At 41.1% G+C, this 12,307-nt stretch carries 13 protein-coding genes; 3 read left to right on the top strand and 10 right to left on the bottom strand.

All coding sequences use genetic code 11. From position 1 onward, the window contains the following. Positions 1-72 precede the first annotated feature (72 nt). Both K1I71_RS01620 and K1I71_RS01615 read right to left on the bottom strand, forming a co-directional pair. Positions 73-492 carry an EVE domain-containing protein gene (locus K1I71_RS01620; protein ID WP_125393762.1) on the bottom strand — a complete coding sequence of 140 codons (420 nt, stop codon included), beginning with the start codon at positions 490-492 and terminating at the stop codon, positions 73-75. Next, a complete protein-coding gene (locus tag K1I71_RS01615; RefSeq protein ID WP_223330026.1) occupies positions 485-946 on the bottom strand; it encodes a MarR family winged helix-turn-helix transcriptional regulator in 462 nt (153 codons plus the stop codon). The genes K1I71_RS01620 and K1I71_RS01615 overlap by 8 nt, the downstream gene beginning before the upstream one ends. 146 nt (positions 947-1,092) lie before the next feature. Between K1I71_RS01615 and K1I71_RS01610 the strand changes: the two genes are divergently transcribed. The 3 genes from K1I71_RS01610 to K1I71_RS01600 all read left to right on the top strand — a co-directional run bounded on the left by K1I71_RS01610 (position 1,093) and on the right by K1I71_RS01600 (position 3,715). Beyond that, complete coding sequence (locus tag K1I71_RS01610; protein WP_223330025.1) at positions 1,093-1,902, top strand: Cof-type HAD-IIB family hydrolase; 810 nt, start codon at positions 1,093-1,095, stop codon at positions 1,900-1,902. A 141-nt stretch (positions 1,903-2,043) separates the two neighbouring features. Beyond that, a complete protein-coding gene (locus K1I71_RS01605) occupies positions 2,044-2,952 on the top strand; it encodes an ABC transporter ATP-binding protein (protein ID WP_173276788.1) in 909 nt (302 codons plus the stop codon). A 10-nt stretch (positions 2,953-2,962) separates the two neighbouring features. Continuing rightward, complete coding sequence (locus K1I71_RS01600) at positions 2,963-3,715, top strand: ABC transporter permease (RefSeq protein ID WP_223330024.1); 753 nt, start codon at positions 2,963-2,965, stop codon at positions 3,713-3,715. Between the two features lie 38 nt (positions 3,716-3,753). Here the strand turns inward: K1I71_RS01600 and K1I71_RS01595 are convergent, their stop codons facing one another. The 8 genes from K1I71_RS01595 to K1I71_RS01560 form a co-directional block, all read right to left on the bottom strand. Further along, positions 3,754-4,632 carry a sensor histidine kinase gene (locus K1I71_RS01595; RefSeq protein ID WP_223330023.1) on the bottom strand — a complete coding sequence of 293 codons (879 nt, stop codon included), beginning with the start codon at positions 4,630-4,632 and terminating at the stop codon, positions 3,754-3,756. Then, the gene (locus tag K1I71_RS01590; protein ID WP_042751184.1) at positions 4,629-5,330 is read right to left on the bottom strand and encodes a response regulator transcription factor; all 702 of its coding nucleotides are present in this window, start codon (positions 5,328-5,330) and stop codon (positions 4,629-4,631) included. Before K1I71_RS01590 ends, K1I71_RS01595 begins: the two co-directional genes overlap by 4 nt. Positions 5,331-5,521: 191 nt before the next feature. Then, positions 5,522-6,397 carry an N-carbamoylputrescine amidase gene (gene aguB / locus K1I71_RS01585; protein ID WP_223330022.1) on the bottom strand — a complete coding sequence of 292 codons (876 nt, stop codon included), beginning with the start codon at positions 6,395-6,397 and terminating at the stop codon, positions 5,522-5,524. A gap of 9 nt (positions 6,398-6,406) precedes the next feature. Next, entirely contained in the window at positions 6,407-7,492 is a 1,086-nt protein-coding gene (gene aguA, locus K1I71_RS01580) for an agmatine deiminase (RefSeq protein ID WP_223330021.1), read from the bottom strand. Continuing rightward, positions 7,489-8,616, bottom strand: a complete 1,128-nt coding sequence (gene nspC / locus K1I71_RS01575; protein WP_223330020.1) for a carboxynorspermidine decarboxylase — start codon at positions 8,614-8,616, stop codon at positions 7,489-7,491. The genes aguA and nspC overlap by 4 nt, the downstream gene beginning before the upstream one ends. Next, positions 8,616-9,875 carry a saccharopine dehydrogenase family protein gene (locus K1I71_RS01570; protein WP_223330019.1) on the bottom strand — a complete coding sequence of 420 codons (1,260 nt, stop codon included), beginning with the start codon at positions 9,873-9,875 and terminating at the stop codon, positions 8,616-8,618. The genes nspC and K1I71_RS01570 overlap by 1 nt, the downstream gene beginning before the upstream one ends. Then, entirely contained in the window at positions 9,872-10,732 is an 861-nt protein-coding gene (speE, locus tag K1I71_RS01565) for a polyamine aminopropyltransferase (RefSeq protein ID WP_000366726.1), read from the bottom strand. Before speE ends, K1I71_RS01570 begins: the two co-directional genes overlap by 4 nt. Beyond that, a complete protein-coding gene (locus tag K1I71_RS01560; RefSeq protein WP_223330018.1) occupies positions 10,733-12,193 on the bottom strand; it encodes an aminotransferase class I/II-fold pyridoxal phosphate-dependent enzyme in 1,461 nt (486 codons plus the stop codon). Positions 12,194-12,307: the final 114 nt, after the last annotated feature.

Genomic DNA, 12,307 nt, shown 5'->3' with positions numbered 1-12,307 from the left:
CTATTATAGCAAAGTTCGCTTCACAATCCAAATCCAAAATTCTAGTTGACAATCATTTAACTAGCAAATCAATCATACTTCATCATCCACTTTCATATGTTGAAAAATAAGGAGGAAAAAGTCTTTGGAAACTTCAAAATGTCCATAACGAAGTCGAGAAGTATAGTCTCTCCATTCAGGATGTTGTCTGGCTATTTCTATGGAACAATCTTGGACTGGTAGATAATACTCGACATTTCGTCTAAAGGGAAAGAATCCTTCAAATTGCTCTACTTGATAGGCTTTGTCATCTATAATTTTACCTACGGCCACAAAAGCCTGTAACTTATCTTGACCATTCATATCGTATTTTGGACTATAGTATAAAAGATAGTCACCTTTTTTCATACGATTTAAGGGGCCGCCCTTTCCATGACAGACCTGACAAAAATTTCCCTCAACTCCTCTTAAAACATGGTTCTTTGAAACAACTCCGACCCAATATCTAGGCATTTTTATCCTCCAACTCTACTAACATGCGATTAAAACATTTTCTATCGTTAGATAGTTTTTCAAAAAATTCTTCATCAACGCCTTCTACTAAGGGTAAAGCTTGATTGACCTTCTCCGCGCCAGACTTCGTCACTGAGACCAGTTTTGCCCGACTATCCTTTGGATGTTGATCACGTCTAATGTAGTCCTTCTTCTCCAGTAGTCTAACAATCTGGGAAACCGTCATGACATCCATTCCGGTGAACCGAGCGATATCAACTTGCGTTACATATTCCTCTCTATTAGACAAAAACAAGAGCGAGGTTAAAACGATAAATTGAGGCAAAGTGAGACCAACTGATTTCAAGACTCTTTTTAAGTTGCTTTCCCACTTGTTGTAGACTTTGATGAACAGAAGACCTGTAGACTCTGTTTCATCATTTTTGTAAATTGAATTAAATTGATACTTTGTCATTATTTCTCCTTAAATATTAAGTATACATATTATATAAGAATTTACTTTGTTTTTCAAGAAAAGGAAAGTCAAATGTTACAATTCTGTCAGACATTTTATAGTCTATATGCTATAATAAAAGCAAAACACCTAGAAAAGGAAGTCTTATGATTAAACTACTAGCCTTGGATATGGACGGAACCCTCCTCAATGAATCCAAGGAAATCCCACAAGCTCACATTACTGCTATTCACCAAGCTATTGAAAAAGGTGTCAAACTTGTTCTCTGTACGGGTCGCCCGCTTTTCGGTGTCCTCCCCTACTACAAAAAACTGGGGCTAGACCTCCAGAATGAGCATGTGATTGTTAACAACGGTTGTTCAACTCACCAGACTAGCGACTGGGGCTTGGTTGACTGGCAAGAACTCAGTCCAGCTGACATTGAATATCTCTACGAGCTTGCTGAAAAAAGTGATGTTCAGTTGACTCTTTTTGATGAGGAACATTATTTTGTCCTCGGTGGTAAACCAAATCAAGTCATTGAAAATGATGCTAAACTAGTCTTTTCAGACCTGACTGAAATTTCCCTTGAGGAAGCGACTAGTGGCAAGTACCGTATGTTCCAAGGTATGTTTTTGGGTACAAAAGAGCAAACAGATGATTTTGAAGAGCGTTTTTCTGAAGAGCTTTGCCAACGTTTTAGTGGAGTTCGTTCGCAGCCTGTCATTTATGAAGCTATGCCACTTGGAACGACAAAGGCTACTGCTCTTTCACGACTAGCTGAGATTTTGAAGATTGATTCCTCAGAAATTATGGCCATGGGCGATGCTAATAACGATATCGAAATGCTCCAGTTTGCAGGGCTGGGCATTGCAATGGGAAATGCCAGCGATTATGTCAAATCCCTAGCTGATGCCGTTACAGCAAGCAACGAAGAAGACGGTGTTGCGCGTGCGATTGAGAAATATATTTTATAATTAAGAAGCCCAGTTCGTGTCAACTGGGTTTTGATATTTAAGAATTCCTAAAACTTTAGAAACTCTTTAGAAATCCTTGAGCTTTCTTTGATTTCTATACTTTATACTAAAGTTAACAAAATAAATCAAAAGGAGAGAATCATGAAAACAGTACTTGACATTCATGGATTGTCCAAAAACTTTGACAAACAAGCTATTCTTCAGGATCTTCATCTAACGATAAGAGAGGGAGATATTTATGGACTTATCGGGAAGAATGGAGCTGGGAAGACCACCTTAATCAAAATCATTACACAACTACTGTTTGCGGATAAGGGGACTGTTTCCCTCTTCTCCAGCAAAACGGAAAATGAGTGGACCAAGGCTCTATCTCGAGTAGGTTCAGTGATCGAATCACCTGTAGCTCATAATCACTTAACAGCCTACCAAAATCTGAATTATTATTGTATGATACGCCATATTCCAAATGCTGATCAAGTCATTCGAGAAACGCTGGATTATGTAGGTTTGCCAGATACAGGTAAGAAAGTCTTTCGTGATTTCTCGCTAGGAATGAAACAAAGACTTGGTATTGCCATTGCCCTCCTATCCAAACCAGACTTCCTGATCCTAGATGAACCTATCAACGGTCTCGACCCAATCGGTATCAAAGAATTTCGACTAATGATTCAACGACTAAATCAAGAAAAAGGGATAACCATTCTCATCTCTAGCCATATCTTGTCAGAACTCTACCTCGTAGCTAATCGTTTTGGTATTTTAGATCAAGGCAATATTATCCGTGAAATCAGCAAAGCTGAATTTGAAACACTAAGTGAGGATTATATTGTGCTTAAGACAGCCGACCAAGAGAAAGCTTGTCAAGTATTGAAAGAACAAATCCAGCTCCAGTTCAAGGTTGTCAATCCAGAAAATGAAATCCATATCTTTGGTCAGGAACAAGATGTCAAGCAGATTCTTAAGGAATTAACCTTGGCAGATGTTGCCATTGACGAGATTTACTATGCCCGTCAAAACCTAGAAGAATACTTCACTCAATTGGTCCAATAGGAGGAAAATCATGATACATACCATTCAAGCAGACTTTTACCGTCTTTTCCGTTCCAAAGGATTCTGGATTACAGAATTTATTCTCTTTACTCTCATGCTAATGGGAGCAAGTATAGGAGCCACGGGCCATCTGATGGCAATCCAGACAGAAGAGCCAGACATTCCAACCCATGGTTGGGACGGTGTACAAGCCCTGATTAACGCATCTAGTCAAGGTTCAAACCTCGTTTTTCTCTGTATTGTTCTAACTTGTCTAGTTCTCGGTGTTGATTTAATCGGAAAGCTCTATAAAAATAGTTTGACAGTAGGGGTTTCTCGTACAGAGTTTTTCCTTGCCAAAGCCTTTGTAGTGGCTTGTATTGCACTCTTGCAACTTATCATCAGCCTTGTGATTGCCTTTATTCCAGCAACTATCTTAAATGGATTTGGAACCATACCTGATGGCTTTATTGGCAATCTATTAACAACCATTTTCCTTCAATTCCTTTGCCTCCTTGCTTGGCTTTCCATTGTTTCCTTTATTCTCTATGTTAGTCATTCTTATCTTGCAGTATTTATTGGCTATTTGGTCAGCTCTATCTTACTTTCTATGCCAATGCTCATCTTCCCAAGTATCAAAATTTTGCCATATTTGTCCTTGCAATTTACCTATGCTATGACTGCTAATAGTGAGTCAATTCTCTACACACTTATAGTTAGCTTAGCTGTTATTGTAATCTTTAATCTAAGTGGACTGGCAGTTTTCAAAAAGAAAAGTCTATAAAAAAGACCTCCTCTAGCCTACAGAGGAGGTTTATTTCGTTAAAAGCAAATGAAAACCGATAACCATTGCCCATCTGTGCTTAGTTTCATCTCTGCACCGAGAAGATGGCATAATTCCTCAGTGATATAAAGGCCTAAACCAGAGGATTCTTCCGTGTCAGATAGATTTTCAGAATAAAAACGGTTGCTGAGCTTTTCTATTTTTTTGATGGGCTGTTTAACAAGGTTGGCAATCTCTAAGACAGGCTGTTCCTTTTCCTGTCGCAAATAGAGACGCGCTTCTTCCTTACCATGCTTGAGGACATTTCCAAGCAAATTTTGTAAAATTCGATCCAGCAATTCTTCATCAGTCCTAATTTTTAAACCAGCTTCAACCTTAAAATCAAGGGTGATATTTGCCGCCTGAAAAACATCATAATAAGCCAGAGTCTTTTTGGTGATAAAAGCTGAAATATCTACTTCTTCTAGTTTCGGCTTAACAGCTCCTTCCATCAACCGACGGTATTCTAGGAGAGCCTCCAAACGTTTGGAAACTAAATCAAGATGCTGGGCGATTTTTTGTAAGGTTTCTGCTTGGTTTTCAGGAGTTTTTATCAATTGTTGCGTGTAGCCTGAAGCGATAGTCAAAGGTGTCCGAATATCATGGGCGATATTGCTGATGGCCATATCCAGAGTCTGCTTTTCCCTTTTCATCACCAACCGAGATTGTTCTACTTCCTGAAATAGATTCTCAATCTGCTGGTAGAGATGTAAAAAATGTTTGGAAAAAATGCTGACTCCGACTCTTTTCATACTACCCGTGAGAATTTTATCTTCAATCTGTTGACTCAAGTTTTTAAGTGCTAGATGGTAGCGAATTAATACAATCGATAAAATAGTTAGGAGTATCAGTAGAACAAAGATCATCATGTAGGTCATTGCTTGTCTCCTTTTAATCTTACCCCAACTCCCCAGATGGTTTCAATATATTCTTGATTTGGGTCAAGCTGGTTTAATTTTTTACGAAGATTACTCAAATGCGTATTGAGAGTATTATCTCCAGGTAGGTAGCTATCCTCCCAGACTAATTCATAAAGTTCTTCTTTTGTAAAAATTTTCTTAGGGTGTTTAAGGAGAGTTTGGAGAATCAAGCATTCTTTCTTGGCAAGGCGAATGGTTTCCTGACTATTCTTGATTTCAAAACTTTCTGCATCAAACTGGATATTTTTCAAGTTTTGTGGCAGATTTTCAGTTTTCTCTATTTCCATAGGCTGTTTTTCTACACTTTGACGTAACTGAACAGTAACTCTGGCAAAGACTTCATCCAAATCAAAAGGTTTCACTATGTAATCATTGGCACCGTCTAAGAGGTATTGACTGATTAACTTCTTATCGCTCAAAGCTGTTAGCATAATGACTGGAGTTTGGCTTTGTTCCCTGATGGCTTTTAAAACCTGATCCCCATTTTTCCCAGGAAGCATGATATCTAGCAAAACAAGGTCAATCCCACCTTGGTCAAAACGCATGATTCCTTCAGTTCCTGAAAAAGCTTGAATCACCTCATGCTCCTCAGTAAGAAGTGTTCGTAAAATCTCTTGAATGTCACTATTGTCTTCAATGACCAATATCCTAGCCATAAATACCAACCTTTCTGCAACTATTATAGCATGTTTTATTGATAAAGCTTAAACAGAAAAGCTCCTCGCATAAAAGCGCGAGAAAGCCTTAGAGGGTTAAAATATAAAATCCACTTACTAGACAACATAGTATCCTTATAGTTGCAAATAAGAAGTTAGTCTAGCAGAATAAATCTCTCATTTCTCCCCTACTAGTCCGTAATTCGTTGATACATTTCGGGTCTTCTATCTCGAAACAAGCCCCAGTTTAAGCGTTCGCTTGCTCCCTTATCTAGGTCATAAGTAGCTAACAGAACAGCTTCTCCTTGTCTTTCAGCTCGCTCTAGAATAGCACCTGTTTCATCCGTCATAAAGGATGAACCGTAGAAGTCAAGACTGGAACTCTGTCCACCATTTTCCTCACTAGAAGTGACTTCTTCTAAGCCATAGCGATTGGCTGCGATGACTGGAACAATATTTGCTGCTGCGTGGCCTTGCATAGTACGTTGCCAATGGCCACAACTATCCGTGTCCAAAATCGGCTCTGAACCGATAGCTGTAGGATAAAAGAGCAATTCAGCCCCATTCAATGCAAGACAGCGGGCCGTTTCAGGGAACCATTGATCCCAACAGATGCCAATCCCAATCTTAGCATAGCGAGTATTCCAGACCTTGAAACCTGTGTTGCCAGGCGTAAAATAAAACTTTTCTTGATAATAATGATCATCTGGTATGTGAGTCTTCCGATAAACGCCCAGAACTTCCCCATCTGCATCAATAACGGCAATAGAGTTATACAAGACATTGCCATCTTTTTCATAGAAACTGATTGGTAAAACGACCTTTAGCTCCTTGGCAATGGTTTTAAAATGCTGAATGGCTGTATTGTCTGTCACCGACTGGGCATGCTGGTAGTAGTCATACTGACGTTCCTGACAGAAATAGGGACGTTCAAACAACTCTGGTAAGAGAATGATTTGTGCGCCTTGTTCTGCAGCCTGACGTACTAAACGCTCCGCTGTTTGAATATTTGTTGCCACATCCTTAGCGCATTGCATCTGAATGGCTGCAACTCTTACATTTCTCATCTTTTTCTCCTATTCTGGGATTTGTTGGGTGATACAGTGGATATTGCCACCACCTAAGAGAATATCTCTGGCTGGAATTCCGACAACTTTACGGTCTGGGAAACACTTACTGAGGATATCTAAGGCCACTTGATCGTTTTTATCTTGAAACTGGGGAACAAGGACTGCCTTGTTAGCAATATAGAAATTGACATAGGAAGCAGCAAGCCTTTCACCTGCGTATCGCTCTTCTTCTCCTTCTTCATAGATGTAGCCTGGCAAATCCTCTTCTGTCACAACTTGACGAACTGCAGGGATAGGCAATTTATGAATGGTGAAGTGACGACCTTTTGCATCTGTTTCCTTTTCTAAAAGCGCTAAATCAGCTGCTGACATGGCATATTGAGGATCGCTTTTGTCGTCCGTCCAAGCCAAGACAAGTTCTGCAGGACCAACAAAGGAAGCAACATTATCAACGTGTTCATTGGTTTCATCCTGATAAATACCATAAGGAAGCCAAATAACTTTTTCAGCGCCAAGGCACTCTAATAAGGTATTCTCAATTTCCTCTTTAGTCAGATGAGGATTGCGACCAGGGCTAAGCAAGCAACTTTCAGTCACGAGAATGGTTCCTTGACCATCGCTATGTATCGCTCCGCCTTCTAGGACAAAAGGTTTAGCATCATAAACAGGCATTTCCAAGGCCTCAGCAAAACGACTGGCTACTTGGTTATCATCTTCATAATCTTGATAAAGACCATCAACAGCACCACCCCAAGCATTGAAAGACCAGTCTACTGCCAACTTTTCCCTTTTATCATTAAGGAGAATGGTTGGGCCAGTATCACGCGCCCAGGCATCATTGGTGGGAATGTCTAAATAAACAACGCTATCTTCAAGGTAGTCTTGGGCTTCAGCTAAGTAGTCTTGGTCCACCAAAAGATAGACTCTTTCCCCTTCTGCTATGGTCTTAATAATCTGGCTGAAAGCTCTTTTGGCAGCCTTTCCTTGAAAGGGCCATGAACCTGGTCGAGTCGGCCATATCATGAGGGTACCATGATGAGGTTCGTACTCTGCTGGCATGCGATAGCCTAATTTTTTGGGACTTTCCTTCATGATAATCTCCCTTTAAAGTCTTGATAGCCGAAGGCTTTGACTAAACTACAGTCTCCCTGCTCGTCCATGAGATAGAGACTTGGCAATCCAATACCATTAAAGGTATTATTTTTGACAAAGGAATAAATGGCCATATCTTCAAAATAAAGTCTGTCTCCGATTTGAACTGGATTTTCAAAGCTGTAATCACCAATCACATCGCCCGTCAGACAGGTATTAGAAGAAAGTCTATAGGTATGGGCTTTTTCCTGTGCCTCAAAGCCATTTCTCAAAGGTGGACGATAGGGCATCTCAAGTACGTCAGGCATATGGCAGGTCGCAGAGGCATCTAAAACCAAGATTTCCATACCGTTTTCGACAATATCCAATACTTCAGTCGCTAGATAACCTGCATTGAGCGCAATGGCTTCACCAGGCTCGATATAGATTTCAAGATTGTAAGTTTCTCGGATACGCTTGATTTCTGAAATCAGCAAATCCACATCGTAACCTTCTCTTGTGATATGGTGTCCGCCCCCCATATTGAGCCATTTGACCTCATGTAAGTACGAACCAAATTGCGCTTCTACTGCTTTCAAAGTTGTCTGTAAATCATCTGCTCCCTGCTCGCAAAGGGTATGAAAATGAAGTCCGTCAACCAAATCCAGCAAATCACTAGGAATCTTGTCTAGAGTGACTCCAAAACGGGAGCCAGGTGCACAAGGGTTATAGAGCGCATGGTCACCCTGTGTTGAACACTGAGGATTGAGACGTAAACCCACGCTTACACCAGCTTCACGACAACGAGGACCATGTTTACGCAACTGTCTCTCTGAGTTAAAGACGATATGATCCGTTATTTCCAGCAATTCCTCCAAGTCCGCATCCTTGAAAGCTGGCGCAAAGACATGGACTTCCCCCGGAAATTCTTCTCTAGCCAGCTTAGCTTCATAGAGACCACTTGCAGTTGTACCAGATAGGTACTGGCTAATCAAGGGATAGGTTTTGTAGAGGGAATATGCCTTCTGGGCAAGCAAAACCTTGCAACCAGCTTCTTCTTGAACATATTGTAAAATGCGGCAATTGGCTTCTAACTTGGCCAAGTCAATGACATAAGCTGGTGTTGGTACTTGTTCTAATTTCATTAGTCCACCATTTGTGGATTCTCAACCACAACCCAAGGCAAACCATACTCATTCAATGCTTCCATGAATGGATCTGGATCCAACTCTTCAAGGTTATAAACTCCTGGTTGTTTCCAAGTGCCATCCATAACTAATTTTGTCCCAATCATGGCTGGAACGCCTGTCGTGTAAGAAATTGCTTGTGAACCAACTTCTGCGTAACATTCCTGATGGTCACAAACATTGTAGATGTAAATGGTCTTTTCAACACCATCTTTGACACCTGTAAAGATACAACCGATATTGGTTTTACCAACCGTGCGTGGACCAAGGCTTGCAGGATCTGGAAGTAGCGCTTTTAAAAATTGAATCGGAACGATGTCTTGTCCATTAAAGTTAATAGTATCCGTACGAAGGAGACCGACATTTTCCAAACATTTCATGTGCGTCAAGTATGATTGACCAAAGGTCATAAAGAAACGAATGCGTTTGACACCTGGAATGTTCTTGGCCAATGATTCGATTTCTTCATGGTGAAGGAGATACATGTCTTTTTGTCCAACTTGAGGGAAATCATACTCACGCTTGATAGACATAGCTTCGACTTCGACCCATTTTCCATCTTCCCAGTAAGAACCTGGAGCAGAAACCTCGCGTAGATTGATTTCTGGGTTAAAGTTGGTCGCAAATGGATAACCGTGGTCACCACCATTACAGTCTAAAATGTCGATATAGTGGATTTCATCAAAATAGTGTTTGAGAGCATAGGCAGAAAAGACACTAGTCACACCTGGGTCAAAGCCAGATCCAAGGAGAGCAGTCAAGCCTGCCTCTTTGAATTTTTCTTGATAAGCCCATTGCCATGAGTAGTCAAAGTAGGCTGTAAAACCAAGTTCCTTGCAACGTTTCTCATAAATAGCACGCCATTCAGGATCTTCTGTATCCTCAGCCTCATAGTTGGCGGTATCGATATAGTGGACTCCTGTTGCCAAACAAGCATCCATGATGGTCAAGTCTTGATAAGGCAAAGCTACGTTCAAAACAGCTTCTGGCTTGTAGCTTTCAATCAAAGCAATCACTTCTTCAACCTTGTCAGCGTCAAGGGCAGCTGTCTCAATCTTAGTATTTGTTTTGCCTTCTAATTTAGCCTTCAAGTCATCACATTTTGACTTGGTACGGCTAGCAATCATAATTTCTGTAAAAGTTTCGCTATCTTGACAAATCTTTGAAATAGCAACTTGGGCAACGCCCCCACATCCAATAACTAATAAACGACTCATTTTTTTCCTTCCTCTTCTTCTAAAATGTCTTCTACATACTTGGGTAACATAAAGGCTCCCACGTGTAAGTTTGCAGTGTAGTATTCTGTGAAAAGCTGGCGTTTTTTCCAGCCTTCCTTGTCAAAATCTTTGACAGGGTGGTATTTTTTCGATGCAAATCCAAACAACCAATAGCCAGCTGGACTGGTTGGGATATGGGCCTGATAAACTCGACTGATTGGAAAGGCTTGATTAACCTTGCGGTGCATGCTTCGGCAAGCTGACTCATCCTCGTCAAAGAAGGGACTCCCATGCTGGTAAATCATGATACCGTCTTCTTTAAGAGCTCTATAACTGTTACCGTAAAATTCCTTGGTAAAGAGCCCTTCCGTATGTCCAAAGGGATCTGTCGCATCGTTGATGATAATATCGTAGTCATTTTCGCAGTTTCGCAAAAAGCGTAGACCATTTTGGTAGTAAATGGTAACACGAGGATCATCTAGCCCTGCAGCAAAGTCTGGGAAATACTCACGACAGACCTCAACCAGCATCTCATCTGGTTCCACAATATCGATTTGTTCCAATTCAGGATAGAGTGTTAATACTTGGGCAACACCTCCGTCACCACCCCCAATAACCAAGACTTTCTTGGGATTGGGATGCACAGCCATGGGAACGTGAACGGTCATTTCATTGTAGACAAAATCATCCGCATCTGAGAACAAGACGTGCCCATTTAAAATTAGTATTTTTCCAAAAGCTGGCGTATCCAAGACTTCGATATCCTGCCATTCACTTTTACCAGCGTAGAGTTGCTTGGCTGTTCTCAGGGACAATTTCACATCTGGAGTATGAACTTCAGAAAACCATAAATCCATCTAGTTCTCCTTTCTCTTAATGACGTTGATGTGATTGACCTCAGGATCTTCCGTCCCTTGAAGGGAGCAACCACGTTCCTTGGCAAATTGGATATAGTCTACAATTTCACGTGTAATGCGTTCACCAGGAGCCAAGATAGGGATTCCTGGAGGGTAACACATAACAAATTCTCCACAGACTTGTCCAACAGATTCGTCCAAGGTCAAACTTTTTCTCTCTGAATAGAAGGCTTCTTGTGGAGACAGCACTAACTCGGGCTGGATATATTCTCCAGCTATCAAGTCCTTCCCATCTCGTGAATAGAGTCTCTTGATATCAGCAAGAGCACCAACCAAGCGCTCGATGTCTTGGATGCGGTCACCAATCGAAATATAGGCCAGGATATTGCCAATATCACCAAACTCAATCTGAATGTCATATTCGTCTCGTAGGAGGTCATAAACCTCGATACCTGTTAAGCCAATCCCCTGAGTGTAAACTGACAACTTGGTTACATCAAAATCACAGACCGACACACCATCTATTAACTCTTTTGAGTAGGCATAGTAGCCACCAATGGCATTGATTTCACGGCGAGCGTACTCGGATAGCTCAATGACTTTCTCAAACGACTCTTTACCACGAAGGGCCAAGTTGCGACGTGAAATATCCAAACTAGCCATCAATAAGTAAGAGGCGGATGTTGACTGGGTCAGGTTGATGATCTGACGAACGTATTCAGGATTCATCTGCTCCCCGATTAAAAGAAGCGAGCTTTGTGTCAAACTACCACCAGACTTATGCATGGAAACTGCTGCCATATCAGCACCTGCATCCATAGCAGAAATTGGAAGTTTATCTGTAAAATGCAAATGCGCTCCGTGGGCCTCATCTACCAAAACCATCATACCAGCTTCATGAGCCATTTTTATCAATCCCCTTAGGTCTGAACAGATTCCATAGTAAGTAGGATTGTTAATCAAAATGGCCTTGGCATCTGGATGGTCCTTTATTGCCTGTGCTACTCGGTCATTTTCAAGACCTAAAGCGATACCAATTTTAGGGTTCACACTCATCTCGATATAGATGGGAATGGCACCACATAGAACCAACGCATTAATAGCAGATTTGTGGACATTACGTGGCAGAATAATCTTATCTCCAGCCTTGCAGGTGGAAAGAATCATGGTCTGCACCGATGAGGTTGTTCCTCCTATCATTAGAAAAGCATGACTAGCTCCAAAAGCATCTGCAGCCAGCTCCTCTGCATCCCGAATAATCGAAATAGGGTGACCAAGATTATCCAAGGGTTTCATCGAATTAACATCAATGCCTACACATTTTTCACCTAAGAGTTCTACAAGTTCTGGATTTCCCCGTCCACGCTTGTGACCTGGAACATCAAAGGGAACAATCCTTTTCTTGCGTAACTTCACCAAGGCCTCATAAATTGGGGCTTGATTTTGATCTAACTCCTTCAAGACATACTCCTTTCCATATTTTTAGAACCTTATGAAAACTAAGGAACTAAAGGTTTACTCATGAAAAAAGAGCAGGATTTCACCTGCTCTGCAATCTTCTGACGTTTTTATGTT

The sequence above is a fragment of the Streptococcus mitis genome, from assembly GCF_019929545.1.
Taxonomy (GTDB): Bacteria; Bacillota; Bacilli; order Lactobacillales; family Streptococcaceae; genus Streptococcus; species Streptococcus mitis_BU.
Note: the sequence above shows the minus strand (reverse complement) of the source record. Positions and strands in the feature narration are given on the sequence as shown.

Coding starts and splice junctions, on each gene's coding strand:
- K1I71_RS01620 (WP_125393762.1), bottom strand. CDS start 492: ATGCCTAGATATTGGGTCGGAGTTGTTTCAAAGAACCATGTTTTAAGA.
- K1I71_RS01615 (WP_223330026.1), bottom strand. CDS start 946: ATGACAAAGTATCAATTTAATTCAATTTACAAAAATGATGAAACAGAG.
- K1I71_RS01610 (WP_223330025.1), top strand. CDS start 1,093: ATGATTAAACTACTAGCCTTGGATATGGACGGAACCCTCCTCAATGAA.
- K1I71_RS01605 (WP_173276788.1), top strand. CDS start 2,044: ATGAAAACAGTACTTGACATTCATGGATTGTCCAAAAACTTTGACAAA.
- K1I71_RS01600 (WP_223330024.1), top strand. CDS start 2,963: ATGATACATACCATTCAAGCAGACTTTTACCGTCTTTTCCGTTCCAAA.
- K1I71_RS01595 (WP_223330023.1), bottom strand. CDS start 4,632: ATGACCTACATGATGATCTTTGTTCTACTGATACTCCTAACTATTTTA.
- K1I71_RS01590 (WP_042751184.1), bottom strand. CDS start 5,330: ATGGCTAGGATATTGGTCATTGAAGACAATAGTGACATTCAAGAGATT.
- aguB (WP_223330022.1), bottom strand. CDS start 6,397: ATGAGAAATGTAAGAGTTGCAGCCATTCAGATGCAATGCGCTAAGGAT.
- aguA (WP_223330021.1), bottom strand. CDS start 7,492: ATGAAGGAAAGTCCCAAAAAATTAGGCTATCGCATGCCAGCAGAGTAC.
- nspC (WP_223330020.1), bottom strand. CDS start 8,616: ATGAAATTAGAACAAGTACCAACACCAGCTTATGTCATTGACTTGGCC.
- K1I71_RS01570 (WP_223330019.1), bottom strand. CDS start 9,875: ATGAGTCGTTTATTAGTTATTGGATGTGGGGGCGTTGCCCAAGTTGCT.
- speE (WP_000366726.1), bottom strand. CDS start 10,732: ATGGATTTATGGTTTTCTGAAGTTCATACTCCAGATGTGAAATTGTCC.